Here is a 26401-nt window from a genome sequence, read left to right on the forward strand (position 1 = left end):
TTACTCCCTCCTCGTTACTGGTGATGCGATCCGCTACTTGGGATCGCATTGCCAACAAGGAGAGAATAATGATCAAGAAGATCGTCGCTGCTGCCGCTGCCACTGGTGGTCTGGTTCTCGCGGGCGCGGGCATGGCCGTCGCCGACTCTGGTGCCCAGGGTGCGGCCGTGCACTCCCCGGGTGTCCTTTCCGGCAACGTCGTCCAGGTTCCCGTTCACGTCCCCGTGAACGTCTGCGGCAACACGGTCTCCGTGATCGGGCTGCTGAACCCCGCCTTCGGCAACGTCTGCATCAACAAGTGACGTTGTGCCTCGCCCCGTGAGGGGCTGAGCCGGTCGGCCCCGGAGCGCACGCCATGTGCTCCGGGGCCGACCGGCCTTTTCGGGACGTCGAGATTTCGGGACGTCGAGTTTTCGGTACAAGGTCGAAGGCAGGGATTCAGCAATGCGACAGGTCACCCGCAAGGGCCTGATGACCGTGGCCGCCGCGACCGGCGTGATCGCCGCCACCGGCGGCGGGGCGCACGCCGACTCGGGCGCGAGCGGATCGAGCACGAACTCGCCCGGCGTGCTGTCGGGCAACTCGGTGCAGGCGCCGGTGAACGCACCGGTGAACGTCTGCGGCAACACGGTCAACGTCGTCGGGCTCCTCAACCCGGCGATGGGCAACAAGTGCGTCAACACCGGCGTACGCAGCGGTGGCGGCGGTTCCTCCGGCGGTTACGGGGGGCACGACGGCCACGGTGGTCACGGCGGCTCCGCCGGCTCCGGGGGCTCGCAGGCGGGCGGGCACACCGGCGGTTCGCCGGGCGTCGGCTCGGGCAACCACGTCGAGGCGCCGATCGACGCGCCGGTGAACGTCTGCGGCAACAGCGTCGACATCATCGGCATCGGCAACACCACCACGGCCGACGACTGCGCGAACGACGGCGGTTACGGCGGCGGACACCCCGGTACGCCGCCGGGTGGCGACAACGGGACGACGCCTCCCGGGACGACGCCTCCCGGGACGCCGGAGCAGCCCGGCAACCCGGAGAACCCGGGCAATCCGGTGGAACCCAGTCGCCCCGGTTCCCCGACCGCGCCGCCCACCTCGGACGACCGGACGCCGGGCGACTCCTCGCACGCCAACCAGCCGGGGGCGCAGTCCGTCGTCCAGCCCGAGGGTGCCGCACAGCTCGCGCACACCGGCAGTGACCTGGCGATGGGCCTCGTCCTCCCCGTAGGCGCGGGGGCGCTGCTGGCGGGCGCGGTCCTCTACCGCAAGGCGCGCGTCTCGGCGTAAAGCGGCACACAGTGCCGGAAAGCACCACGAACTTCCCCGGGGTGCGCACAACGGAGCGGGCCCTGCCTCGATGGGGGCCCGCTCCGTTCTCGTCGCCTCAGCTCACCACGTGGCGCGTACCTGGCGGATGATCCTCCGACGCAGCCGCACCCTGCGGCTGCCGTCGCGCAGCAGGCTCAGGCGGTCCAACTCCCAGTGTCCGTACTCGGCATGGTCCGTCAGCAGACGCGTGGCGTCCTTGCGGGAGACCCCGCGCGGCACGTACACGTCGACAAATTCGTATTCCGGCATCGCATCTATTGTGCGTGCAGAGCCCCTGTACGGATAGCGTCTGCACTATGTCTGATGCTGTGCAGCCCACCGCTGCCGAGGTACGCGCCGCCGCCGAGGCGGTCAAGACCGCGCTCGACCGCCACTTGGCCGCGGTCGAACGCCGGTCGGGCGAGGACGACCCGGCCGTCTACGAGGCGTTCAACGAGCTGGCCGCGGCCGCCGAGGTGTACGACGAACTGCTCTACGACCGTTATGACGAGGTCACACCCTTCGAGATCCCCGGAGCGGAAGATTCACTGCCGCCGTACACGGGTCCCGAGGAGCCGAACGCGCTGAGCGTGCTGATCCGCCGCGACTACTCCGTGGCGGAGCCCCAGCGGCTGCTGGCGCACGCCCAGCGGATCGAGGCGGCGGACGACGACATCGGCGACGACACGGCGGCATCCGGCACGGTCCACGGGGCGCTGGGCATCCTGTTCGGCGAGTTCGAAGCGGACGAGATCGCCTCGCGGCACAAGGAGTTCGGTCTCGAGGAGGGCGACTCCACGCTCTGGGTGACGGCCGCGGACGAACCGGCCGACCCCGGGGAGTGGCTGGAGGCGCCGTTCGAGCAGATCGACGCGCAGCGGGTGGTCTGCCGCTTCGACGTCAGCGCGGTCTTCGACGACGAGATCGACGACGTGGACGACGAGACCGAGGACGTCGAGGACGAGCCCGAGCCTGAGGACGAGACCGACGAACTCGAACTCGACGCGGATCTGGACGAGGACGAGGATCTGGAGCCACTGGACGCGGATCGCTGAGCGCACGCGCCGGCGGTAACCACGACGGCGGCGGTCACGGAGGTTCTGCCCTTCGTGACTGCCGCCGTCGCGCGTCAGCCCGCTGTCGGGACCTGCGGGGCGAGCACCACGGGCAGCCGGGTCGTACGAGGCTTCGCCGGGACCTCGGCCACGGCCCGGGGAAGTGCCTGGTCCACGCCGTGGACCACGGACAGATGCCGGTCCGCCCGCCCGAACGCCGTGTAGACCCACGGACGGCTGAGAACCTGCGCGGCATCGCCGGGCAGCACCACGACCACCGCCGGCCACCGCCCGCCCACCGCCTGGTGCGCGGTCAGCGCCCACCCGTGCCGCACGGACTGCTCCACCTGCTCCTTCGGTACGACGACGGCCTCGCCGGCGCACGTCAGGTGCAGTCCGTCGGCGTCGGCCTTGACCACATGGCCCGGCAGCGTACGACCGGGCACGGGGGAGTAGGCGATCCGGTCCCCGGGGTCGAAGCCGCCGAAGCGGCCGGGGCCCGGGTTGAGCCGCTCCTTGAGGGCCGCGTTCAGTACGCGGGTGCCGGCCGCGCCGCCGTGTCCCGGCGTGATGACCTGGGTCTCCTCGGGAGGGATCCCGATCGCCCGCGGTACCGAGTCCGCGACGAGCTGCACGGTCCGGTGCACGGCCTCGCCCGCGTCCCGGACAGGCACGATCACGACCTCCTTGCCGGGGGCCTCGACCTGGCTCAGCTCGCCGATGCCGATACCGGAGACCAGCTCGCCCAGCGGCCCGGGATCCGGCCGCCGCGAGGCGACCTGGGGGCAGACCCGCGCGGCCAGCAGATCGGCGAAGACCCGCCCGGGTCCCACGGACCACAGCACCGCCGGGTCCCCGGCCAGCACCAGCCGGGCGCCGTCCGGCAGCGACTCCGTGAGCAGAGCCGCCGTCTCCACGTCCAGCTGGGGCGCGTCGAGCACGACGAGCAGGTCGAGGTCCAGCGCGCCGTCGGCATCCCGGCCGGGCCCCTCGGCACCGGACAGCAGCCCGGCGACGGTGGCGACACCGGGGGAGTCGTCGTCCTGGCCGTCGGACCCCGAATCGTGCCCCCGCGCCCCGCCCGTCAGCGCCGCGAAGCGATCACGCCCGACCGGGCTGTGGGCGGCGGCCCAGGCGCGCAGCCCCAGACCCCCGGCCGCGCCCACCAGCGCGGCAGGCTCGGCCAGCGAGGCCTCCCCACCGGTGTGGAGTACGAGACCGTGGCGAGCGACCGCCCGGACCAGTTCGGCGGCGGACCCGCCGAGGCCGTCCGCGACCCGCTCCCACTCCGCACCCGAACCGTCCTCCTTCGGAACGGAGTTGATCAGCCGGCCCAGTCCGTCGGCGAGGCTCTCCTCCGCGAGGGCGTACTGCTCCAGCCCGACGAGTACGCGGACCGGGCGCTCCTGGTCCTCCTCGTCCTCCCCGTCCTCCTGGTTCGTCTCCGCTTGCGGGGCGGTCGGGTCGAGGGGGTCGTGGAAGACCAGGGCGTCGCCCTCCGCGATCGAGTCCTGCACGGCCGCCTCGGGATCCGGCACGCCCCGCTTGGCGAGTGCGGCGGTGAGTGCCGGCATCTCCAGGGCGGTGTGCCCGGCGAGGGCGGCCTGCTCCAGCAGCCAGACGGTGACGGCCCGGCCCCGCCGCTCGTCGTCCGGCCCGCACTCCGCGCCGAGCAACGCCCGGGCGAACCCGTCGGCCTGCTCGGGCCGCACGCCGCTCACCCGCAGCAACTGCCAGGGATCCGCCCGCAACCGCTCCTCGGCACCTTCTCCCAGAGCCGAGGCGACCTGCGGCGCGAGCGCCTCAGGGGCGCCCCCCTCGGTCAGTACGCTCCGCACGGCCTCCATCGCCCCCGGCGAGGAGACCACGGGCGCGACACCCGCACCCGCCGCGACCGGCCGCGGCCTGGGCTCCGGTGCGGGCCGAGGCGCTGCGGCCGCGGGCTCGCTGAAGACGGCGGCCACCGGCTTCTCACCGCTCTCCACGGCCCGTACGGCCGCGAGCAGATCGGCGGCCTGCCCGCTGAGCTTGGCCCCGGCCGGGATGGGAGCCCTCTTCTCGGCCTTGCGCTGCGCGATCCGCTCCCGCTCCAGCCGCTGTGCGGCGAGCTCGGCCGCGGCCTCGGACAACTGCCCCGCGCCCTCGACGGCCGTGCCCGCGCCCTCGACGGCCGTGCCCTCGGCGGAGTCACCCCCCTCCGCGGTGTCACCCTCCTCGGCCGCGCCCGGCGTCCCCGGCTCGACGTCCTCCGCGTCCTCCGCGTTCCCCGCGTCCTCAGCGGGCTCCGGCTCCGTGCTCACAGCGTGCTCCAGTCGTGATCGGGATAGCGGTGCACGGGCGCCGACACATCGTCGAGCGCCCGGCAGATCTCGTCAGGAAGACTAAGGGCCTCCACTGACAATGCCGCCGTGAGCTGCTGTGCGTTGCGCGCGCCGACGACGGGGGCGGCCACGCCCGGCCGGTCGCGGACCCAGGCGAGGGCCACCTGGAGCGGCGTCACCGCGAGCCCGTCGGCCGCCGTCGCCACGGCGTCCACGATGCGGCCGGCCGTGTCGTCGAGGTACGGCGCGACGAACGGCGCCAGATGCTCCGAGGCACCCCGCGAGTCGGCGGGCGTCGAGTGCCGGTACTTGCCCGTGAGCACCCCGCGACCGAGCGGCGACGAGGGCAGCAAGCCGATTCCCGCGTCGATGGCGGCCGGCAGCACCTCGCGCTCGACACCGCGCTGGAGCAGCGAGTACTCCAGCTGCGTGCTCGCCAGCCGGGTGCGCGTGCCCGGCGCCGCGAGCTGATAGGTCGCGGCCTTGGCGAGCTGCCACCCGCAGAAGTTGGAGACGCCGGCATACCGGGCCCGCCCGCTGCTGACCGCAAGGTCCAGCGCCTGGAGGGTCTCCTCCAAGGGGGTGTCCGGGTCGAAGGCGTGGATGTGCCACAGGTCGACGTAGTCCGTGCCGAGCCGGGCCAGCGAGGCGTCCAGCGCGGAGAGCAGATGCCCGCGGGAGCCGTCGAACCGGCGATCGGGATCCGGCACGCTGCCGGCCTTCGTCGAGATGACCAGGTCGCGACGCGGCACGAGGCCTTCTATGAGGCGGCCGAGAAGATACTCGGCCTCTCCGTCGCCGTACACGTCCGCCGTGTCGACGAGGCTCCCGCCCGCTTCCCAGAACGTCTTCAAGAGGTCCGCGGCGTCGTGCTCGTCGGTGTCCCGGCCCCAGGTGAGGGTGCCGAGCCCGATCCGGGACACACGCAGGCCGGTGCGGCCGAGATGCCTCTGCTCCATGAACGCCGAGATTACTGGCCAGAACCTGCCGTGTGGGTGCCTGTGGATAACCAGTTTCCGACAGCGGAAGGGGCGGGGACCGCCAACCCTGGCCATGGTCGATCCCGCACCCCCGCGTTAAGGTCTCCGACAAGAGACGTTACTGATCGGTAAGGGGATTCGGCATGCAGCTCGGGATCAACCTCGGCTACTGGGGTCTCGGCATGGACGCGGGCAATCTCGCCGTGGCCAAGGAGGCCGACCGCCTCGGCTACGCGGTCTGCTGGGCCGCCGAGGCCTACGGCTCCGACGCGGCCACCGTGCTCACCTGGGTCGCCGCCCAGACCGAGCGCATCGACGTGGGCTCGGCCATCTTCCAGATCCCGGCCCGCCAGCCGGCGATGACCGCGATGACCGCCGCCACCCTCGACTCGCTCTCCGGCGGCCGCTTCCGCCTCGGCCTCGGCGTCTCCGGCCCGCAGGTCTCCGAGGGCTGGTACGGCGTCAAGTTCGACAAGCCGCTCTCCCGCACCCGCGAGTACGTCGAGATCGTCCGCAAGGCGATGAGCCGCGAGCGCCTGTCCTACGAGGGCGAGCACTGGACGCTCCCCCTCCCCGACGGCCCGGGCAAGCCCATCAAGCTCACCGTGCACCCGCAGCGCGAGCACATCCCGCTCTACATCGCCGCCATCGGCCCGAAGAACCTCGAACAGACCGGCGAGATCGCCGACGGAGCCCTGCTCATCTTTCCCTCCGCCGAGCACCTCGAGGACACCGCGATCAAGTACCTGCGGGCCGGCCGTGAGAAGGCCGGCCAGACCCTCGACGGCTTCGACGTCTGCCCGACCCTGCCCCTCGCCGTCGGTGAGGACAAGGACGTGGCCACCCTCGCCGACACCTTCCGCCCGTACACAGCGCTGTACGTCGGCGGCATGGGCAGCCGCAAGCAGAACTTCTACAACCAGCTCGCCCAGCGGATGGGCTACGAGCGGGAGGCAGCCGAGATCCAGGACAAGTACCTGTCCGGCGACAAGGAGGCCGCCGCGGCCGCCGTACCGCACGACCTGATCGACAAGACGGCTCTCCTGGGCTCCGTCGACCGGATCGCGGACCGCATGAAGGCGTACGCCGCGGCCGGAGTCACCACCCTCACCCTCAGCCCCGCGGGCTTCTCGCCCGAGGAGAGGATCGCCGCGCTCCGGGCCGGCACCGAGGCGCTGGAGCGCGCCGGGCTCGCGTGACAGCGGGTTGAACCCGGGTGGAACCACCGGAGATTTCCTACGGCCGTGGTGGGGGCTCGGGGGTCTTCCCCGCCACGGCCGTCACGCGGAACAACGCGCCGGGGCCCGCGCGGTTACGCCCCGCTCGCGACCCAGAGGGTCCTCCTTTTGGAGGAGTTGTCCGACACAGCTGTTGCAGCACCTCTCTCTCCGCATTTGACTCGTTCTTTGCGGATCCTGCGGAGTCCGGAGTCCTGCAGAGAGGTGCCCACGATGCTTTCGGCCAAGAGCCTGTTCGAAGAGATCCTCGACAACGACGAGTCCTTCCGCCTGTTCTGCTCCATCGCGGCCAGTGGGGAGTCTCAGGGCGGCTGGGAGAACGCCCGCATCGCCGCGCTCGTCCCGGAGAGCGAGCGTGCGCTCGCCCCCAAGATCACCCGGCACGGCGCGGACGAGGACAAGCACGGGCGGATCTTCAAAGCCCTGCTGAAGAAGCGCGACCTCGAACCCGTCCCCGTCCCGCCCGAGACGGACTACACGATGGTCCTGGAGAAGCACGGTATCGGCCTGGCCCACGAGCGGCTCAAGGGCGACCAGCCGCTCTCGGTGGAGGACGTCATCACCTACCTGGCACACAGCCGGGTCACCGAGCAGCGTGCCGCCGACCAGATGGTCATGCTGCGGAAGTACTTCGTGGACCACCCCGTGGTCGGCAAGGCCGTCCGGTTGATCTCCAACGACGAGGACAACCACCTCGCGTACACCCACGAGGAACTGCTGCGCTTCGCGGCCGCCGGGCACGGCCGGCTCATCCAGCGCACGCTGCGCGAGTGCGCGCTCGCCGAGATCGGCATCTACCGGGACGTCAGCCTCGCCGTCATGGCCCACATGGGCCGCATCCTCGGCTGGCCGAGGGCGAAGTCGACGGTGCTCGCGGCGGGCATCCGCGCGATGTACGGGTACGAACGCCTCGTGGGCTGGCGCCGGATGGTGTCCCTGAAGATGCCGGAACGCCGGGACGCGCTGGGCGGCCCGGCGGCCTCGGCCCCCGAGTTCGCCTGAGTCTTCCGCATGTCGTCGTTCGTCCGTACGACGATCCTCCCGGGAGTTGGCGCAGTCGACGATCACGGAGCGGATTCGGCCCCGGGGCCCGGGCGTTTCGGCGTACGCCTACGCTGGGCCGCATGCCCACGTTGATCCTTGTCCGGCACGGACGATCCACCGCCAATACCGAGGGACTGCTCGCCGGGTGGACCCCCGGCGTCGCCCTGGACGAGCGCGGCGCCGCGCAGGCCGCCGCTCTGCCCGGGCGGCTCGCCGAGCTGCCGGTCTCCGAAGTCGTCACCAGCCCGCTACAGCGCTGTGAGGAGACGGTCCGGCCGCTGCTCGACGCCCGGCCCGGTCTCACGGCCCACACCGACGAGCGGATCGGGGAGTGCCACTACGGCGACTGGTCCGGCCGCAAGCTCGCCGAGCTCACGGACGAGCCGCTGATGGAGATCGTGCAGGCGCACCCCTCGGCGGCCGCGTTCCCCGGCGGTGAGTCGATGCGCGCGATGCAGACCCGCGCCGCCGAGGCGGTGCGTGAGTGGAACGCGCGCGTGGAGCGCGATCACGGAGCCGACGCCGTCTACCTCATGTGCTCGCACGGCGACGTCATCAAGTCGCTCGTGGCGGACGCACTGGGACTTCATCTCGACCTCTTCCAGAGGATTTCCGTCGAACCGTGTTCCATCACCGTGATCCGCTACACACGTCTGAGGCCGTTTCTCGTCCGCCTCGGCGACACCGGCGATTTCGCGTCGCTGGCACCGCGCGCGGACCCTCCGGCCGACGAGGCCGCGGTCGGGGGCGGTGCGGGCGCGCCGTGATCGTCGGGCGCAGTAGGGTGAAGCGGTTCACGCACGCGCGCTCACGTATGGATGTTCGACCCCGATCACGTACTCACGCTCACGCACTCACGATTTCAATGGAGACAGGACGTGTCCCGTCAGGTGTTCCTCTACGACCCCCCGGACCGGTTCGTGGCCGGTACGGTCGGACTGCCCGGACGCCGTACGTTCTTCCTCCAGGCCACAGCCGGCTCCCGGGTGACCAGCGTGGCCCTGGAGAAGACGCAGGTCGCGGCGCTCGCCGAGCGCATGGAAGAGCTTCTGGACGAGGTGGTGCGCCGTAGTGGCGGCAGCGCCGCCGTCCCGGCTGTGACGCCCACCGAAGTCGCCGACACCCGCCCCCTGGACGCCCCCGTCGAGGAGGAGTTCCGGGTCGGCACGATGGCCCTCGCCTGGGACGGCGAGGAGCAGCGCATGATCGTCGAGGCGCAGGCTCTCGTGGAGCTCGACGCCGACACCGACGAGGATCTCGCCGAAGCCGAGGAGCGGCTGCTTCAGGACGAGGAGAACGGTCCCCCGATGCTGCGGGTCCGGCTCACCGGCGCGCAGGCGAGAGCCTTCGCCAAGCGTGCCCTGGATGTCGTCAACGCGGGGCGGCCGCCGTGTCCGCTGTGCAGTCTCCCGCTCGACCCGGAAGGACACGTATGTCCGCGCCAGAACGGATACCGCCGCGGAGCATGACGGCCTTGGCGATGTCGGCCGAACTGCTCGCCGAGGGTGAGCTGACCGTGCGCGGCCGCATCCGGGAGGCGTCCAACGCGGCGCTGTACTGCACGGTCTCCCACAACGGCCGGGAGGCCACCTGCATCTACAAGCCGGTGGCCGGGGAGCGGCCCCTGTGGGACTTCCCCGACGGGAACCTCGCCCGGCGCGAGGTCGCCGCGTACGAGGTCTCCGAGGCGACCGGCTGGGGGCTCGTACCGCCCACCGTGCTGCGCGACGGGCCGTACGGCGAGGGCATGTGCCAGCTGTGGATCGAGGTGACGCCCGGGGCCGAACTGCTCGCCCTCGTCGACGCGGAGGAGCCCGAGCCCGGCTGGAAGGCGATCGTCTTCGCCGAGGTCGGTGACGGACAGTCGGCGCTGCTCGTGCACGCCGACGACGAGCGGCTGCGCCGGCTCTCCGTGCTCGACGCCGTGATCAACAACGCGGACCGCAAGGGCGGACACCTGCTGCCCGACGCCGAAGGCCATCTGTACGGCATCGACCACGGGGTCACCTTCAACGTCGAGAACAAGCTGCGGACACTGCTGTGGGGCTGGGCGGGGGAGCCGCTGACGGGGGAGGCGGTCGACGTACTCAAAGGCCTCAAGGAGACGCTCGCGCCGTCCGGGGCGCTGGCCGTGCGGCTGGCCGACCTGGTCACCGCCGCCGAACTCGACGCCACGCGCGCGCGTGTCGACGATCTGCTGGCCTCCGGGAAGCACCCGGAGCCGAGCGGGGAGTGGCCGGCCATTCCCTGGCCGCCCGTCTAGCCGTACGGCCGACGTCGACAGCACGCCGAATCGGCGGCACGTCTCATCGGCAGCACGTCCGGGCGCATCGCGCAAGAACGCCGTACCGGCCAATTACCCCCGGTCCGGTTCGTATGCGGAACATCCGTCCGGTTAGGCTCATGACATGCATGCCTGGCCCGCTTCCGAGGTCCCCGCCCTGCCCGGTCAGGGCCGCGACCTGAGGATCCACGACACCGCGAGCGGTGACCTGGTCACCCTCGATCCCGGTCCCGTCGCCCGTATCTACGTCTGCGGCATCACGCCGTACGACGCGACCCACATCGGTCACGCGGCGACCTACAACGCGTTCGACCTCGTCCAGCGCGTGTGGCTCGACACCAAGCGCCAGGTTCACTACGTCCAGAACGTCACCGACGTCGACGACCCGCTCCTGGAGCGGGCCCAGCGCGACGACATCGACTGGGTCGCCCTCGCCGAGCAGGAGACGGCCCTCTTCCGCGAGGACATGACCGCCCTGCGGATGCTGCCGCCTGAGCACTACATCGGCGCCGTCGAGGCGATACCCGGCATCGTGCCGCTCGTCGAACGGCTGCGGGACGCGGGCGCCGCCTACGAACTCGAGGGAGACATCTACTTCTCCGTCGAGTCCGACCCGAACTTCGGCAAGGTGTCCCACCTGGACGCCGCCGCGATGCGGCTGCTGTCCGCCGAGCGCGGTGGTGACCCGGACCGTCCGGGCAAGAAGAACCCGCTCGACCCGATGCTGTGGATGGCCGCCCGCGAGGGCGAGCCCAGCTGGGACGGCGCCTCGCTCGGGCGCGGCCGGCCCGGCTGGCACATCGAGTGCGTCGCCATCGCCCTCGACCACCTCGGGATGGGCTTCGACGTGCAGGGCGGCGGCTCCGACCTCGCCTTCCCGCACCACGAGATGGGCGCCTCGCACGCCCAGGCACTGACCGGCGAGTTCCCCATGGCCAAGGCGTATGTGCACGCCGGCATGGTCGCCCTGCACGGCGAGAAGATGTCCAAGTCCAAGGGGAATCTGGTCTTCGTCTCGCAGCTGCGGCGCGACGGCGTCGACCCGGCCGCCATCCGGCTCGCACTGCTCGCCCACCACTACCGGTCCGACTGGGAGTGGACCGACCAGGTCCTCCAGGACGCCCTCGCCCGGCTCGACCGCTGGCGTGCCGCCGTCTCCCGGCCCGACGGCCCGCCCGCCGAGACGCTGGTCGCTCAGATCCGCGAGGCCCTCGCCGCCGACCTGGACGCCCCGGCCGCGCTGGCCGCCGTGGACCGCTGGGCGGCGCTCCAGCAGGAGCGGGGCGGCACGGACGAAGGCGCCCCCGGTGTCGTGTCGCGGGCGGTGGACGCTCTGCTGGGTGTGGCGTTGTAGCCCACGGGAGTTCGTGAGAGGGGCGCTTCCTCCCCGCCGGGGAAGCGTCCCTCCCGTGCGCGTCCACTACGCCGTGCGAGGGCGGTGCGCACGTGGCGCACCGCCCTCACCGGTTCAGTCCTCCGGTGACGAGTCCTCGTCGTCCGCCCCGGGCTTCGGCGGCTTCGGCGGTCGCGTACGGCCGCTGGGGTTGTCCTTGAGGAACGGGGGCGACGGCGGGCCTTCGCTGCCGTCCGCCGTGGCGTGCCCGCCGGGCTGACCGGGCTGACCGCCGCCGTCCCGGCGCCGCAGATACCGCTCGAACTCGCGGGCGATCGCATCGCCCGACGCCTCCGGCAGCTCCGCGGTGTCCCGGGCCTCCTCCAGCGTCTGGACGTACTCCGCGACCTCGCTGTCCTCGGCGGCCAGTTGGTCCACGCCCACCTGCCAGGCGCGCGCGTCCTCGGGCAGTTCGCCCAGCGGGATCCGCACGTCGATCAGGTCCTCCAGGCGGTTGAGCAGCGCCAGCGTCGCCTTGGGGTTCGGCGGCTGCGACACGTAGTGCGGCACCGCCGCCCACAGGGAGACGGCCGGGACGCCCGCGTGCGTGCACGCCTCCTGGAGGATGCCGACGATGCCCGTGGGGCCCTCGTACTTGGTCTCCTCCAGACCCATGCGCTGCGCCAGGTCCGCGTCGGACGTGACCCCGCTGACCGGGACCGGCCGGGTGTGTGGGGTGTCACCGAGCAGCGCGCCCAGGACCACCACCAGTTCCACGCCCAGTTCATGGGCAAAGCCGAGGATCTCGTTGCAGAACGAGCGCCATCGCATCGACGGTTCGATACCTCGGACGAGTACGAGATCACGCGGTTTCTCGCCGCCGACCCGGACGACCGAGAGACGGGTCGTGGGCCAGGTGATCTTGCGTACGCCGCCGTCCAGCCACACCGTGGGGCGGTTCACCTGGAAGTCGTAGTAGTCCTCGGCGTCCAGCGCCGCGAACACCTCGCCCTTCCACTCCCGGTCCAGATGCGCGACCGCGGTGGAGGCGGCGTCGCCGGCATCGTTCCAGCCCTCGAACGCGGCCACCATGACTGGGTCGATCAGCTCGGGAACTCCCTCCAGCTCGATCACCCAGCGCCTCCTTCCGACGTGCCCTCGCTTGACCACCCAACCTTACGGCGTGCGGCGGGGGCGCCCGCAGCCCCCTTGCACGGGGGAGTGAACGGATCACTGCCCCGTTCGCCTGCCCGGAACACCCGGGAGCCATCCGAGCTGCCGGGCACCGCCTGTGGCCGCCGTCGGGCACGGAGGGCGGGCCGATGCCATCCGTCGGAGAAACACGAAACGTCCGATGTCCGGCTTGCCCGGTCATTTCACCCACTCGTGGGGCGTCACACCGAACCGGCGTCCACCGGCCGCGCTCGTGCGCAACTCTCCGTCGGGTGAGCGGAGTCGTCCCCAGGCCGAGCGGGCCGAGCGGGCCGAGGTGGCCGGGAGACAAAGCCCCGCCGCCTGGCGGAGCCGTATCCGTTGCCGGTGGCCGGTCGGCCGGGACGGGGAGCTCACCGTCGTCTTCACCGAGCGGATCCCCGCCCGGCGGCTGTGAGTGCTCGGCGACCCGGGCTCGGGCAAGACGGTCCTGGTCTCGGGCGGTGCGGACAAGGAGTACGTCGCCTCGCCCGAGCCGCTCGTGGCGGCCTGGGCGGGTGTGCGGCTCGGGGCGGTGTTCACCGTGTCCTGCCGCTGGTGCACGGGCTGCGGGCCGTCCCCGTGGACCTCGGCGCCACGGTCGACGGCCGGGCCCGGCCGGCCAACGACCGGCGCACGCTCGGCACCCGCGTCCTGACAGCGGCGGCGGTGGTCGGCGCCGTGGTGATCGGCGGCCAGGGCTGGTGCGCCGCGCGGAGGGCGTCGGCGGGCCCCTGTGGGTGTTCGCCGTCGGGCTGATTACAGCACTGCTGAGGGGACCGGCCGTCGGGATCCGGCAGGCGGCCCGGGGCCAGTACGCGGTCGCCCGCTGCTACCTCGCCCTGCGGCCGGGAGCCCCGTACGGCCTCATGGCCTTCCTCGCCGATGCCCATGACCGGGGGACGCCGCGCCGGGTGGGCGCGGTCCAGCACCGACTGGCCGACGCGGAGCGGTAGTTCACAAGGTCGACCGCAGCCACTGCTCCACGCTCGCGATGTGCACCGTGGCCCAGGACCGGGCCGCCTCCCCGTCCCGGTCCCGCAACGCGCCCAGGATCGCCCGGTGTTCGTGCAGGGTGCGGCTGACCGCGTCCTCCTGGGTCAGTCCGCGCCAGATCCGGGCCCGGGTGGTGGGCCCGGAGAGGCCGTCGAGCAGGGAACACAGCACCGAGTTGCCGGAGCTCTGCACGATGCCCCGGTGGAAGTCCAGGTCGCAGGCGACGAGTTCCTCCACGGACGGGGCATCCCCGAGCTTGTCCAGCTGAGCGGTCAGCGCGTCGAGTTGTTGCTCGCTGATCCGCAAGGCCGCCATCGCGGTGGCGGCCGGCTCCAGGATGCGGCGTACGGCCAGGAACTCCAGGACCGTGTCGTCGCGGTGGAAGTCGACGACGAAGCTCAGCGCCTCCAGCAGCAGCTGCGGGTCGAGGCTGGTGACGTAGGTGCCGTCGCCCTGCCGCACGTCCAGGATCCGGATCAGGGACAGGGCGCGCACGGCCTCCCGCAGGGAGTTGCGGGAGAGCCCGAGGTCCGAGGCGAGTTCGCTCTCCTTGGGCAGCCGGTCGCCGGGGCGCAGCGCGCCGGAGACGATCATGCCCTTGATCTTCTCGATCGCCTCGTCGGTGACTGCCATGGCCGGCCTCCCTGTGGTTCGGGCACGTCGTTCAGACATCCGATGTCTCCCGCCATTATGGGGCCCACCGGTCCGGACGGAGTGCCGAAGTCCTGGCCGGCGAACAGAGAAGGGGCGGCTCCGTCGGCGTGGAGCCGCCCCTTACCCGTCGTCCCGCTCACCTCTTGCCGGGTTACTTCTTGTCGAGCAGGTCCTGCACCTTCGCGCGGACGTCGTCCGTCGCCAGGCCGCGGATCGTCAGTGTCGTACGGCGGCGCAGTACGTCGTCCTGGGTCTCGGCCCACTCGCTGTCGCGGGCGTAGACGACCTGCGCCCAGATCTCCGGGGCGTCCGGGTGGACGCGCTCGGCCAGCTCCGGGTCGTCGTTGGCCAGGCGGGCGATGTCGAAGGCCAGCGAACCGTAGTGCGTGGCCAGGTGCCTGGCCGTGTCGGCGGCCATGCGCGGGCCGGTTGCCGGGTGGTCGGCCAGGAGGCGGTGGGCCACGGCCCGGGGATTGGCGACTCCCGGCAGCGGCAGCTTCTTCGGGAGCGCGGAGATGGGCTCGAAGTCGCTGCCCAGCGGGTGGCCCGGCAGCGCCTCCAGCTTCTGCATGACCGTACGGCCGATGTGCCGGAAGGTCGTCCACTTGCCGCCCGCGACGGACAGCATCCCGCCCTTGCCCTCGGTCACCACGGTCTCGCGCTTGGCCTTCGCCGTGTCGCCGGGACCGCCCGGCAGCACGCGCAGACCGGCGAAGGCGTACGTGATCAGGTCCCGGTCGAGCTGCTGGTCGCGGATGGAGAACGCGGCCTCGTCGAGTATCTGGGCCCTGTCCTTCTCGGTGACCGCGACGTCCGCCGGGTCGCCCTCGTACACCTCGTCGGTCGTGCCGAGCAGCAGCATGTCCTCCCAGGGGAGGGCGAAGGTGATGCGGTACTTGTCGATCGGGGTCGCCAGCGCGGCCTTCCACGGCGAGGTGCGCTTCAGGACCAGGTGCGCGCCCTTGGAGAGGCGGATGGACGGCGCCGCGTGCGGGTCCTCCATCCTGCGCAGGTGGTCGACCCACGGGCCGGTCGCGTTCAGCACCAGACGGGCGCTCACGCCGAACTCGTCACCGGAGAGGCGGTCACGCAGGTCCGCTCCGGTCACCCGGCCCTTGGTGAGGCGCAGGCCGGACACCTCCGCGTGGTTCAGCACGACCGCGCCCGCCTCGACGGCCGCGCGGACCGTCATCAGCGCCATGCGCGCGTCGTTCATCTGGTCGTCGCCGTACACGGCCACGGCCTTGAGGTTCTCGGTGCGCAGCTCCGGCACGTCCCGCTGCGCCTTGCCCGGCGAGAGCAGATGGCCGACGCCGTCGCCGAACGCCGACAGCGCGGAGTAGGCGAAGACGCCCGCACCGAGCTTCGCCGCGCCGTGCGGCCCGCCCTTGTACACGGGGAGGTAGAACGTGAGCGGATTCGCCAGGTGGGGGGCCACCTGACGGGAGACCGCGCGGCGCTCGAAGTGGTTCTCCGCCACCAGCTTCACCGCGCCGGTCTGCAGATAGCGCAGACCGCCGTGGAGCAGCTTGGAGGAGGCGGAGGAGGTGGCGCCGGCGAAGTCGCCGGCGTCGACCAGGGCCACCCGCAGGCCGGACTGCGCGGCATGCCAGGCGGTGGAGATGCCCAGGATGCCGCCGCCGATCACGAGAAGGTCGTACGACGCCTTGGCGAGCTGCTCCCGGGTCTCGGCTCGGCTCGGGTTCGAGCCGGAGGCCGGGCGCGTACCGAGGGCGGGCACGGACTGCAGGGTGGATTGACTGGTCATGTGGGGTTCTTACTCCTCGTCAGAGCTTCCGAGAGCTCTCTTGGTAGCCGCTCTCGTCAGCTCTCGTCTTCGAGCCAGCCCATGGTCCGCTCGACGGCCTTGAGCCAGCTCTTGTACTCACGGTCGCGCTTCTCCGCGGCCATGTTGGGGGTCCACTCGGCGGCCCGGCGCCAGTTGGCGCGCAGGTCGTCGGTGCTGGTCCAGAAGCCGACGGCGAGGCCGGCGGCATAGGCGGCGCCGAGGCAGGTGGTCTCGGCGACCATCGGGCGCACCACGGGGGCGTCCACGAAGTCCGAGAGGGTCTGCATCAGCAGGTTGTTGGAGGTCATGCCGCCGTCGACCTTGAGGGCCGCGAGCTCGACGCCGGAGTCCTTCGTCATGGCGTCGGTGATCTCACGGGTCTGCCAGGCCGTGGCCTCCAGGACGGCACGCGCGAGGTGTGCCTTCGTGACGTACCGGGTCAGGCCGGCGATCACACCGCGGGCGTCGGAGCGCCAGTACGGGGCGAACAGGCCGGAGAAGGCCGGCACGAAGTACGCGCCGCCGTTGTCCTCGACCGTCAGCGCCAGCGTCTCGATCTCGGCGGCGGTGGAGATGAGGCCCATCTGGTCGCGCATCCACTGCACCAGCGAACCGGTGACGGCGATCGAGCCCTCCAGGGCGTAGACCGCCTTCTCGTCGCCGATCCGGTAGCCGACCGTGGTCAGCAGGCCGTTGTACGAGTTGACCGGCTTCTCACCGGTGTTCATCAGCAGGAACGTGCCGGTGCCGTACGTCGACTTGGCCTCGCCCTCGGCGAAACAGGTCTGGCCGAACAGGGCCGCCTGCTGGTCGCCGAGCGCGGACGCGACGGGGATGCCGCCGAGGATGTCGCCGAGCTTGCCGCCCGTGACCTCGCCGTAGACCTCGGCGGAGGAGCGGATCTCGGGCAGCATCGCCAGGGGTACGCCGATGGACTCGGCGATCTTCGCGTCCCACTCCATGGTGTGGAGGTTCATCAGGAGGGTGCGGGAGGCGTTGGTGACGTCGGTGACGTGCCGGCCGCCGTCGACGCCGCCGGTCAGGTTCCAGATGACCCAGCTGTCCATGGTGCCGAAGAGGATGTCGCCGGCCTCGGCGCGCTCGCGCAGCCCCTCGACGTTGTCGAGCAGCCAGCGGGCCTTCGGCCCGGCGAAGTACGAGGCCAGCGGCAGGCCCGTCTCGCGGCGGAAGCGGTCCTGCCCGACGTTGCGGCCGAGTTCCTTGCACAGGGCGTCGGTGCGGGTGTCCTGCCAGACGATGGCGTTGTGGACGGGCTCACCGGTGTTCTTGTCCCAGAGCAGCGTGGTCTCGCGCTGGTTGGTGATGCCGATGGCCTTGATGTCGTCGCGGGTGATGCCGGCCTTCTCGATGGCGGAGGCGACGACCTCCTGGACGTTGGTCCAGATCTCGGTCGCGTTGTGCTCGACCCAGCCCGGCTTCGGGAAGATCTGCTCGTGCTCCTTCTGGTCGACGGAGACGATACGGCCGTCGCGGTCGAAGACGATGCAGCGGCTGGAGGTCGTGCCCTGGTCGATCGCGGCGATGAACGGGCCTGCGGTGTGGGCGTCGGTCACTGTGTGCTCCTGGAAGTCCGTGGTCAAGGGGCTGGCTTACGGCGTATCGCTGACGGCGTCTCGCTTACGGCTCTGAGCGGACGTACCGCTTTAAGCAAACGCGACGTTGTAGATGCCCGCGGCGATTGCGCCGCCGATGAGCGGACCGGCCACCGGTATCCAGGCGTAGCTCCAGTCGGAGCCGCCCTTGTTGGGCAGGGGCAGGAGTGCGTGCACGATGCGCGGACCGAGGTCACGGGCCGGGTTGATCGCGTAACCGGTCGGGCCGCCGAGGGACAGGCCGATCGAGACGACCACGAGCGCGGTGATCAGGACGCCCAGGGTGCCGAGGCCGTCGCCGTCCCCGTTCAGGCCCTGCGTGAGGATGGCCAGCACCAGCACGAAGGTGCCGATGATCTCCGTGGCGAGGTTCTGCCAGACGACCCGGACCTCGGGACCGGTGGAGAAGATGCCCAGCACCGGGCCGGCGCCCTTCTCCTGGGCCTCGACGGCCTTGACCTTGGTGGACTGCGCGCCCGGACCGCCGACGATCTCCTTGTCGGTGAGGTGCGCGTGGAACTGGCCGTAGTAGGCGACCCAGACCAGGGTCGCGCCGATCATGGCGCCGAGCAGCTGTCCGGCCCAGTAGACCGGGACGTCGCCCCAGTCGCCGTCCTTGATGGCGATGGCGAGCGTCACGGCCGGGTTGAGCTGGGCGCCGGAGAGCGGGGCCGTGGTGTACGCGCCCGTCAGAACGGCGAAACCCCACCCGAAGCTGATGGCGAGCCAGCCGGCGTTACGAGCCTTCGAAGCCTTGAGAGTGACGGCGGCGCAGACGCCGCCGCCGAGCAGAATGAGTATGGCGGTACCGATGGTCTCGCCGATGAAGATGTCGGAGCTGGACACCCGCGACTCCTTTGTCCTTCGTCCAGGGGAAGAGCTGTGCCGGCCCTTGGCGTTGTCATACTGTAACGCTTATTGCCGGTCGGTGTTCGACAATGTCGACCGATGGACGGGAGTCTTGCTCTGGCGTTACAGGCGCGTCAAGTGTTCTGTTGTCGAAAACACGATCGTTATTGATCGCCCTGTGCTATCGATCTTGCGCCGCCGGGGAGGTTCGGGCATCTCGGCGCACGACGGGGACCGGAACGCCTGCGGCGCCCCGGTCGTCTTGTCGTCCCGTGTCGCTCAGAACCGCCCGGCGCCCAGGTCCCGCGACACCGCGCGGGCGCAGTCCCGTACCGCCGCGATCAGCTCCGGACGCAGCTCTCCGTCCGGGCACAGCCGCTCCACGGCGCCGGTGATGCCGACCGCGCCCACCGGCATCCGGCGCCGGTCGTGAATGGGCGCGGCGACGGAGGCGACGCCCTCCCAGGTCTCCTCGACGTCCGCCGCGTAGCCACGCGCGCGCGTGAGGTCGAGGATCTGCTCGAACGCGTCGAGCTCGCAGACGGTCCGGTCGGTGAAGGCCTTGCGGTCGGCCTCCAGCGCCTCGCTGTGCGCGACCGGGTCGTAAGCCGCCAGGACCTTGCCCAGGGCGGTGCAGTGCAGGGGCTGCATGGCCCCGATCTCCAGCACCTGCCGGCTGTCGTCGGGCCGGAAGACGTGGTGCACGATCAGCACGCCCCGCTGGTGCAGGACCCCCAGGTGGACGCTCTCGCCGCTGGAGCGGGCCAGGTCGTCGGTCCACACCAGGGCCCGGGCCCGCAGCTCGTGCACGTCCAGGTAGGTGGTGCCCAGGCGCAGCAGCTCGGCGCCCAGCTGGTAGCGCCCGGAGGCGTCGTCCTGCTCGACGAAGCCCTCGTGCTGGAGGGTGCGCAGGATGCCGTGCGCGGTGCCCTTGGCGAGGCCCAGTGACGAGGCGATGTCCGAGAGGCCGAGGCGCCGCTCGCCGCCCGCGAGGAGCCGCAGCATCGCGGCCGCCCGTTCGAGCGACTGGATGTTCCGTGCCATCGCCGTCCTGCCTCCGTCCTCTTCGACCGTCGCCCCGCGACGTCGCTGCCGCCGTTCGGCAATGTCGAACACTACCGGTCCATGCCGACCTCTCGCCAACAGTCGGGCCGTATCTGTCCGGGATCCGTCGGCATGGTGTTCGGCATGGTGTTGGGTCACTCGTATCCCGTCGGTGACCGGGCCGCCATCCTCGTCCGTCCCGTGGACGCTCTGACCCATCCTGGGCCGGACCCGGCTACGCTTGCGGCGTGCGCCCGTCGCGAAACCTTTCACGGGTGGCGCAAAGCCGACAGCCGTCGCATCTGAGGGAGCCCTTTCATGGCCTCGTTGCCACCGACCCCTTCCACCGACAGCCGGACCCGTGTGTCCGCTCTCCGCGAGGCGCTCGCCACCCGTGTGGTGGTCGCCGACGGAGCGATGGGCACCATGCTGCAAGCCCAGGATCCGACCCTTGAGGACTTCGAGAACCTCGAGGGCTGCAACGAGATCCTGAACATCACGCGCCCCGACATCGTCCGCTCCGTCCACGACGAGTACTTCGCCGCGGGCGTCGACTGCGTGGAGACCAACACCTTCGGGGCCAACCACTCGGCCGCGACGGAGTACGAGATCGCCGACCGCGTCCACGAGCTGTCCGAGGCGGGCGCCCGTATCGCCCGCGAGGCGGCCGACGAGCACGCCGCCCGCGACGGCCGCACGCGCTGGGTGCTGGGCTCGATCGGCCCGGGCACCAAGCTGCCCACCCTCGGCCACATCGCGTACACCACGATCCGTGACGGCTACCAGGCCAACGCCGAGGGCCTGCTGGCCGGCGGGGCCGATGCCCTGATCGTCGAGACCACGCAGGACCTGCTCCAGACCAAGGCCTCCGTCCTGGGCGCCCGGCGCGCGCTGGACGCGACCGGCGCCGACGTGCCGCTGGTGGTCTCCATGGCGTTCGAGACGACCGGCACCATGCTGCTCGGCTCCGAGATCGGCGCCGCGCTGACGGCGCTGGAGCCCCTCGGCATCGACATGATCGGCCTGAACTGCTCCACCGGCCCGGCCGAGATGAGCGAGCACCTGCGCTATCTCACCCGCCACTCCCGCATCCCGCTGCTGTGCATGCCGAACGCGGGCCTGCCGATCCTCACGAAGGACGGCGCGCACTTCCCGCTCGACCCCGAGGGCCTGGCCGACGCCCAGGAGAACTTCGTCCGCGACTACGGCCTGAGCCTGATCGGCGGCTGCTGCGGCACCACCCCCGAGCACCTGCGCCAGGTCGTCGAGCGCGTCCGCGATCTCACGCCCACCGCACGTGACCCGCGGCCCGAGCCGGGAGCGGCCTCCCTCTACCAGACGGTGCCGTTCCGTCAGGACACCGCGTACATGGCGATCGGCGAGCGGACGAACGCCAACGGCTCGAAGAAGTTCCGCGAGGCCATGCTGGACGCCCGCTGGGACGACTGTGTGGAGATGGCCCGCGAGCAGATCCGCGAGGGCGCGCACATGCTCGACCTGTGCGTGGACTACGTCGGCCGCGACGGCGTGGCCGACATGGAGGAACTGGCCGGACGCTTCGCCACCGCCTCCACGCTGCCGATCGTGCTGGACTCCACCGAGGTCGACGTCATCAAGGCCGGCCTGGAGAAGCTCGGCGGCCGCGCGGTCATCAACTCGGTCAACTACGAGGACGGCGACGGCCCCGAATCCCGCTTCGCGAAGGTCACCAAGCTCGCCCAGGAGCACGGCGCCGCGCTGATCGCGCTGACCATCGACGAGGAGGGCCAGGCCCGCACGCCCGAGCACAAGGTCGCGATCGCCGAGCGGCTGATCGACGACCTGACCGGCAACTGGGGCATCCACGAGTCGGACATCCTCATCGACACCCTGACCTTCACCATCTGCACCGGTCAGGAGGAGTCCCGCAAGGACGGCATCGCCACCATCGAGGCGATCCGCGAGCTCAAGCGCCGCCACCCGGACGTACAGACCACGCTGGGCCTGTCGAACATCTCCTTCGGCCTCAACCCGGCCGCCCGCATGCTGCTCAACTCGGTCTTCCTCGACGAGTGCGTCAAGGCCGGCCTCGACTCGGCGATCGTGCACGCGAGCAAGATCCTCCCGATCGCCCGCTTCACCGAGGAAGAGGTGCAGACCGCCCTCGACCTGATCTACGACCGCCGCGCCGAGGGTTACGACCCGCTGCAGAAGCTGATGGCCCTGTTCGAGGGCGCCACCACCAAGTCGCTGAAGGCGGGCAGGGCCGAGGAACTGGCCGCCCTGCCGCTGGACGAGCGCCTCAAGCGGCGCATCATCGACGGCGAGAAGAACGGCCTGGAGGCCGACCTCGCCGAGGCCCTCCAGGAGCGCCCCGCCCTGGACATCGTCAACGAGACCCTCCTGGACGGCATGAAGGTCGTCGGCGAGCTGTTCGGCTCCGGCCAGATGCAGCTGCCGTTCGTGCTCCAGTCCGCCGAGGTGATGAAGACCGCGGTGGCCTACCTGGAGCCGCACATGGAGAAGTCGGACGACGAGGGCAAGGGCACGATCGTGCTGGCCACCGTGCGCGGCGACGTGCACGACATCGGCAAGAACCTCGTCGACATCATCCTGTCCAACAACGGCTACAACGTCGTCAACCTCGGCATCAAGCAGCCGGTCTCCGCGATCCTGGAAGCCGCCGCGGAGCACCGGGCCGACGTGATCGGCATGTCCGGGCTCCTGGTCAAGTCCACGGTGATCATGAAGGAGAACCTGGAGGAGCTCAACCAGCGCGGCATGGCGGCCGACTTCCCGGTCATCCTCGGCGGCGCCGCACTGACCAGGGCGTACGTCGAGCAGGACCTGCACGAGATCTACCAGGGCGAAGTCCGCTACGCCCGGGACGCGTTCGAGGGCCTGCGGCTGATGGACGCGCTGATCGGCGTCAAGCGGGGCGTACCGGGGGCCAAGCTGCCCGAGCTCAAGCAGCGCCGGGTCAAGGCCACCGCGCAGACGGCCGTCGAGGAGCGGCCGGAGGAGGGCCACGTCCGCTCCGACGTCGCCGTCGACAACCCGGTACCCACCCCGCCGTTCTGGGGCACCCGGGTCATCAAGGGCGTCCAGCTCAAGGAGTACGCCTCCTGGCTGGACGAGGGTGCGCTGTTCAAGGGCCAGTGGGGCCTGAAGGAGACGCGTACCGGCGACGGGCCGACGTACGAGGAACTCGTCGAGAGTGAGGGCCGCCCGCGGCTGCGCGGCCTGCTGGACAGGCTCCAGACCGAGAACCTCCTCGAAGCGGCCGTCGTCTACGGCTACTTCCCGTGCGTGTCCAAGGACGACGACCTGATCCTCCTGGACGAGCAGGGCAACGAACGCACCCGCTTCACCTTCCCGCGCCAGCGCCGCGGCCGTCGGCTGTGCCTGGCCGACTTCTTCCGCCCGGAGGAGTCCGGCGAGACCGATGTCGTCGGCCTTCAGGTCGTCACCGTCGGCTCCCGGATCGGGGAGGAGACCGCGAAGCTCTTCGAGGCGAACTCCTACCGCGACTACCTCGAACTGCACGGCCTGTCCGTGCAGTTGGCGGAGGCGCTCGCCGAGTACTGGCACGCGCGCGTGCGTTCCGAGCTGGGCTTCGCCGGCGAGGACCCGAGCGACGTCGAGGACATGTTCGCCCTGAAGTACCGGGGCGCCCGCTTCTCCCTCGGCTACGGCGCCTGCCCGAACCTGGAGGACCGTGCCAAGATCGCCGACCTGCTCCAGCCGGAGCGCATCGGCGTCCAGCTGTCCGAGGAGTTCCAGCTGCACCCGGAGCAGTCCACCGACGCCATCGTGATCCACCACCCGGAGGCGAAGTACTTCAACGCACGCTGAGGCGTGTCTCACAGAGCGCGCTGATCGGATAAGTCGTACACTGGTCGGTCCACCGCAGGCCGGTTCCCCATGTGGGAACCGGCCTGGTCGTCCCTCAAGGAGGTACGTGGATGACCAGCACGGTTCCCGCATCGCTAACCCGTACGGCCGAAGGCTCAGCCCTACAGGCCGTGCTCCTCGACATGGACGGAACCCTGGTGGACACCGAGGGCTTCTGGTGGGACGTCGAGGTCGAGGTCTTCGCCGGTCTCGGTCACGCGCTCGACGACTCCTGGCGCCATGTCGTGGTCGGCGGCCCCATGACCCGCAGCGCGGGGTTCCTGATCGAGGCCACCGGCGCGGACATCACCCTCGCCGAGCTCACGGTTCTCCTCAACCAGGGCTTCGAGGACCGCATCGACCGGGCGCTGCCGCTGATGCCGGGAGCCACCCGGCTGCTGGCCGAACTGGCCGCACACGAGATCCCCACGGCCCTGGTCTCCGCCTCGCACCGGCGCATCATCGACCGGGTGCTGACCACGCTCGGCCGCGAGCACTTCGGGCTGACCGTCGCCGGAGACGAGGTGCGGCGCACCAAGCCGCACCCCGACCCCTACCTGTTCGCCGCCGCCGGGCTCGGCGTCGATCCGGCCAGATGCGCGGTCGTCGAGGACACCGCGACCGGCGTCGCCGCGGCGGAGGCGGCGGGCTGTCATGTGGTGGCGGTGCCCTCGGTGGCCACCATCGCCCCGGCTGCCCGGCGCACGGTCGTCGCCTCGCTCGAAGAGGTGGACCTGGCATTTCTGCGCGGTCTGATGACGTTCTGACACCGGCTCGATGACGGAAATGCGCTAGGCGTTCACCCAGCGTGCGGCGCCGATAGAAGCGAAATTCCCAGGCCGTGTCCGAAGGAAATTCGAACCCGTGCAGATGGCCGAATTCCGGTGTTGTTCTACACCGTTGGGTATGTGAAGTTCCTCACTGTCCTCGGGATCGACAGTGGGACCGCGATGTGCCGTGCACCCCGGTAAGGGAAGCCTGAGCAGGCCCTTGTGTCCTGTTTGATGAGACCCTGCACCTAATCCTTCCGCCGACGGGTTTCCGGTCCGTCCACAGCTGGTTTCGCTGTGTGATGGGCGTTCAACTCCGGTCGCCGCAAACCGTCGTGCAGGTGCGGACTAATCTCCTAGCGACAACATCGCCCCTACCCCGTGATCCGCCGCGACACCCCTGCATGCCGGATACACGGACTCGACGCTCTGGAGAACTTCGAGCATGAACCGCAAGACTTTGGTGCTGTCGGCCGTGATCGGCCTGCTCGCGCCGGTGCTCGCTGCCTGTGGTGGGTCCGACAGCGGGAGTGGCAGCGGCGACGCGATCGTTGTCGGCACCACCGACCGGTTCACGGCGACGAAGGACGCGCCCGCCCCCCTCGACCCCGCGTACGCCTACGACGTCGGCACCTGGAACATCCTGCGCCAGACCGTGCAGACCCTGATGATCATGCCGAAGGGCGACGGCGACCCCGTCCCCGAGGCCGCGCAGAGCTGCGGCTTCACGGACAGCGGCAACGAGCGTTACGCCTGCAAGCTGCGCAAGGGCCTGAAGTTCGCCAACGGCGACGCCATCACCGCGTCCGATGTGAAGTTCTCCATCGACCGCGCCCTCGCCATCAAGGCCGACAGCGGCGTCTTCGCGCTGCTGTCCACCATCGACACCGTCGAGACGCAGGGCGACGACGAGGTGATCTTCCACCTCAAGACCGCCGACGCCACCTTCCCGTACAAGCTGTCGACCCCGGTCGCCGGCATCGTCAACCCCGACGACTACCAGAAGGACAAGCTGCGCGACGGCTTCTCGGTGGACGGCTCCGGGCCGTACACCCTGCACTCCGACGTCAAGAACGACGAGCTCACCGACGCTGTGTTCACCAAGAACCCCAACTACAAGGGGACGCTCGAGGTGAACAACGGCAAGGCCGAGATCCGCTCCTTCGAGGACGCCGACGCCATGGGCGCCGCGCTCGAGAAGGGCGACATCGACGTGATGACCCGCACCATGTCGCCGGAGCAGATCAACAAGCTCACCAACGCCACCGGCGGCGACGTCGACATCGTCGAGATGGCCGGCCTGGAGATCCGCTACCTGGGCTTCAACACCGCCGCCCCGACGGTGAAGACCAAGGCCGTCCGCGAGGCGATGGCCCAGATCATCAACCGCAGTGAACTCGTCTCCAAGGTCTACGGCTCCCAGGCCGAGCCGCTGTACTCGATGGTCCCGGCCAGCATCACCGGCCACTCCAACTCGTTCTTCAACAAGTACGGCGACCCGAACATCGCCAAGGCCAAGGCCCTGATGACGCAGGCCGACATCACCACGCCGGTGAAGCTGACCCTGCACTACACGACCGACCACTACGGTCCGGCCACCAAGCAGGAGTTCGAGATCCTGCAGAAGCAGCTCAACGACAGCGGCCTGTTCGACGTCAGCATCAAGGGCACGCCCTGGGCGACCTACCGCCAGGCCGAGCAGCAGGGCAAGTACGACGTCTACGGCATGGGCTGGTTCCCGGACTTCCCGGACGCCGACAACTACCTCGCGCCGTTCCTCGACAAGGACAACACCATCGGCACGCCGTATGCGAACAGCCAGATCCGCAACTCGCTGATCCCGGAGTCGCGCCGCGAGGCCGACCGTCTTTCCGCCGTCACCAGCCTGACGGACATTCAGAACATCGTCGCCAACGACGTTCCCCTCCTCCCGCTGTGGCAGGGCAAGCAGTACGTCGCCGCGCGCGACGACATCACGGGCACCGCGTACGCGCTCAACTCCTCCTCGACGCTTCAGCTGTGGGAGCTCGGCCGCGGTGTGAGCGGCTGACACCCCCCTGCC

Annotated in this window: 24 protein-coding genes; 15 read left to right on the forward strand and 9 right to left on the reverse strand. The window is 70.6% G+C overall.

The window, feature by feature from the left end; genetic code table 11:
- Nucleotides 1-68 precede the first annotated feature (68 nt).
- A complete protein-coding gene (gene chpH / locus AB0I77_RS19935) occupies nt 69-302 on the forward strand; it encodes a chaplin ChpH (protein WP_363283922.1) in 234 nt (77 codons plus the stop codon).
- 142 nt (nt 303-444) lie between these two features.
- Complete coding sequence (locus tag AB0I77_RS19940; RefSeq protein ID WP_363283923.1) at nt 445-1284, forward strand: chaplin family protein; 840 nt, start codon at nt 445-447, stop codon at nt 1282-1284.
- A 102-nt stretch (nt 1285-1386) separates the two neighbouring features.
- Here the strand turns inward: AB0I77_RS19940 and AB0I77_RS19945 are convergent, their stop codons facing one another.
- Entirely contained in the window at nt 1387-1575 is a 189-nt protein-coding gene (locus AB0I77_RS19945) for a DUF5703 family protein (RefSeq protein WP_005485166.1), read from the reverse strand.
- A 47-nt stretch (nt 1576-1622) separates the two neighbouring features.
- On the opposite strand from AB0I77_RS19945, the gene AB0I77_RS19950 reads away from it, so the two are divergent.
- On the forward strand, nt 1623-2360 hold the full coding sequence (locus AB0I77_RS19950) for a hypothetical protein (RefSeq protein ID WP_363283924.1): 738 nt from the start codon (nt 1623-1625) through the stop codon (nt 2358-2360).
- Nucleotides 2361-2434: 74 nt separating this feature from the next.
- Here AB0I77_RS19950 and AB0I77_RS19955 read toward each other — a convergent pair whose 3' ends face one another.
- Together AB0I77_RS19955 and AB0I77_RS19960 are read right to left on the reverse strand one after the other, a co-directional pair.
- The gene (locus tag AB0I77_RS19955; protein WP_363283925.1) at nt 2435-4660 is read right to left on the reverse strand and encodes a helix-hairpin-helix domain-containing protein; all 2226 of its coding nucleotides are present in this window, start codon (nt 4658-4660) and stop codon (nt 2435-2437) included.
- The gene (locus AB0I77_RS19960) at nt 4657-5640 is read right to left on the reverse strand and encodes an aldo/keto reductase (RefSeq protein ID WP_363283926.1); all 984 of its coding nucleotides are present in this window, start codon (nt 5638-5640) and stop codon (nt 4657-4659) included. Before AB0I77_RS19960 ends, AB0I77_RS19955 begins: the two co-directional genes overlap by 4 nt.
- Nucleotides 5641-5804: 164 nt before the next feature.
- Between AB0I77_RS19960 and AB0I77_RS19965 the strand changes: the two genes are divergently transcribed.
- The 6 genes from AB0I77_RS19965 (at nt 5805) to mshC (ending at nt 11581) form a co-directional block, all read left to right on the forward strand.
- On the forward strand, nt 5805-6860 hold the full coding sequence (locus tag AB0I77_RS19965) for an LLM class F420-dependent oxidoreductase (RefSeq protein ID WP_363283927.1): 1056 nt from the start codon (nt 5805-5807) through the stop codon (nt 6858-6860).
- Between the two features lie 252 nt (nt 6861-7112).
- Nucleotides 7113-7901 (forward strand): ferritin-like domain-containing protein, encoded by a 789-nt coding sequence (locus AB0I77_RS19970; protein ID WP_363283928.1) that lies wholly within the window; start codon nt 7113-7115, stop codon nt 7899-7901.
- Between the two features lie 122 nt (nt 7902-8023).
- Complete coding sequence (locus AB0I77_RS19975; RefSeq protein ID WP_363283929.1) at nt 8024-8710, forward strand: histidine phosphatase family protein; 687 nt, start codon at nt 8024-8026, stop codon at nt 8708-8710.
- A gap of 111 nt (nt 8711-8821) precedes the next feature.
- Nucleotides 8822-9412 carry a DUF3090 domain-containing protein gene (locus tag AB0I77_RS19980; protein ID WP_363283930.1) on the forward strand — a complete coding sequence of 197 codons (591 nt, stop codon included), beginning with the start codon at nt 8822-8824 and terminating at the stop codon, nt 9410-9412.
- Nucleotides 9376-10206 (forward strand): SCO1664 family protein, encoded by an 831-nt coding sequence (locus tag AB0I77_RS19985; RefSeq protein WP_363283931.1) that lies wholly within the window; start codon nt 9376-9378, stop codon nt 10204-10206. Before AB0I77_RS19980 ends, AB0I77_RS19985 begins: the two co-directional genes overlap by 37 nt.
- A gap of 145 nt (nt 10207-10351) precedes the next feature.
- The gene (gene mshC / locus AB0I77_RS19990) at nt 10352-11581 is read left to right on the forward strand and encodes a cysteine--1-D-myo-inosityl 2-amino-2-deoxy-alpha-D-glucopyranoside ligase (RefSeq protein WP_363283932.1); all 1230 of its coding nucleotides are present in this window, start codon (nt 10352-10354) and stop codon (nt 11579-11581) included.
- Between the two features lie 114 nt (nt 11582-11695).
- Here the strand turns inward: mshC and AB0I77_RS19995 are convergent, their stop codons facing one another.
- On the reverse strand, nt 11696-12694 hold the full coding sequence (locus tag AB0I77_RS19995) for a PAC2 family protein (protein WP_363283933.1): 999 nt from the start codon (nt 12692-12694) through the stop codon (nt 11696-11698).
- Between the two features lie 220 nt (nt 12695-12914).
- On the opposite strand from AB0I77_RS19995, the gene AB0I77_RS20000 reads away from it, so the two are divergent.
- Genes AB0I77_RS20000 through AB0I77_RS20010 form a run of 3 tightly spaced genes read left to right on the forward strand, consistent with a single transcriptional unit; the run spans nt 12915 to nt 13707 of the window.
- A complete protein-coding gene (locus tag AB0I77_RS20000) occupies nt 12915-13169 on the forward strand; it encodes a hypothetical protein (protein WP_363283934.1) in 255 nt (84 codons plus the stop codon).
- Complete coding sequence (locus AB0I77_RS20005; RefSeq protein ID WP_363283935.1) at nt 13170-13409, forward strand: hypothetical protein; 240 nt, start codon at nt 13170-13172, stop codon at nt 13407-13409.
- 46 nt (nt 13410-13455) lie between these two features.
- On the forward strand, nt 13456-13707 hold the full coding sequence (locus AB0I77_RS20010; RefSeq protein ID WP_363283936.1) for a hypothetical protein: 252 nt from the start codon (nt 13456-13458) through the stop codon (nt 13705-13707).
- Between the two features lies 1 nt (nt 13708).
- Here the strand turns inward: AB0I77_RS20010 and AB0I77_RS20015 are convergent, their stop codons facing one another.
- The 5 genes from AB0I77_RS20015 to AB0I77_RS20035 form a co-directional block, all read right to left on the reverse strand.
- A complete protein-coding gene (locus AB0I77_RS20015; RefSeq protein ID WP_363283937.1) occupies nt 13709-14380 on the reverse strand; it encodes a FadR/GntR family transcriptional regulator in 672 nt (223 codons plus the stop codon).
- A 172-nt stretch (nt 14381-14552) separates the two neighbouring features.
- On the reverse strand, nt 14553-16169 hold the full coding sequence (locus AB0I77_RS20020) for a glycerol-3-phosphate dehydrogenase/oxidase (protein WP_363283938.1): 1617 nt from the start codon (nt 16167-16169) through the stop codon (nt 14553-14555).
- A gap of 56 nt (nt 16170-16225) precedes the next feature.
- Nucleotides 16226-17764, reverse strand: coding sequence for a glycerol kinase GlpK (gene glpK, locus AB0I77_RS20025; protein WP_363284070.1), 1539 nt, complete (start codon nt 17762-17764; stop codon nt 16226-16228).
- 90 nt (nt 17765-17854) lie between these two features.
- Nucleotides 17855-18649 carry an MIP/aquaporin family protein gene (locus AB0I77_RS20030; RefSeq protein WP_363283939.1) on the reverse strand — a complete coding sequence of 265 codons (795 nt, stop codon included), beginning with the start codon at nt 18647-18649 and terminating at the stop codon, nt 17855-17857.
- A 282-nt stretch (nt 18650-18931) separates the two neighbouring features.
- Nucleotides 18932-19696 (reverse strand): IclR family transcriptional regulator, encoded by a 765-nt coding sequence (locus tag AB0I77_RS20035; RefSeq protein ID WP_363283940.1) that lies wholly within the window; start codon nt 19694-19696, stop codon nt 18932-18934.
- 318 nt (nt 19697-20014) lie between these two features.
- On the opposite strand from AB0I77_RS20035, the gene metH reads away from it, so the two are divergent.
- The 3 genes from metH (at nt 20015) to AB0I77_RS20050 (ending at nt 26389) form a co-directional block, all read left to right on the forward strand.
- A complete protein-coding gene (metH, locus tag AB0I77_RS20040) occupies nt 20015-23530 on the forward strand; it encodes a methionine synthase (protein WP_363283941.1) in 3516 nt (1171 codons plus the stop codon).
- Between the two features lie 110 nt (nt 23531-23640).
- Nucleotides 23641-24336, forward strand: a complete 696-nt coding sequence (locus AB0I77_RS20045) for an HAD family phosphatase (protein WP_363283942.1) — start codon at nt 23641-23643, stop codon at nt 24334-24336.
- A 448-nt stretch (nt 24337-24784) separates the two neighbouring features.
- Nucleotides 24785-26389 (forward strand): ABC transporter substrate-binding protein, encoded by a 1605-nt coding sequence (locus AB0I77_RS20050; protein ID WP_363283943.1) that lies wholly within the window; start codon nt 24785-24787, stop codon nt 26387-26389.
- Nucleotides 26390-26401: the final 12 nt, after the last annotated feature.

This window comes from Streptomyces sp. NPDC050619, assembly GCF_040654815.1.
Classification (GTDB): Bacteria; Actinomycetota; Actinomycetes; order Streptomycetales; family Streptomycetaceae; genus Streptomyces.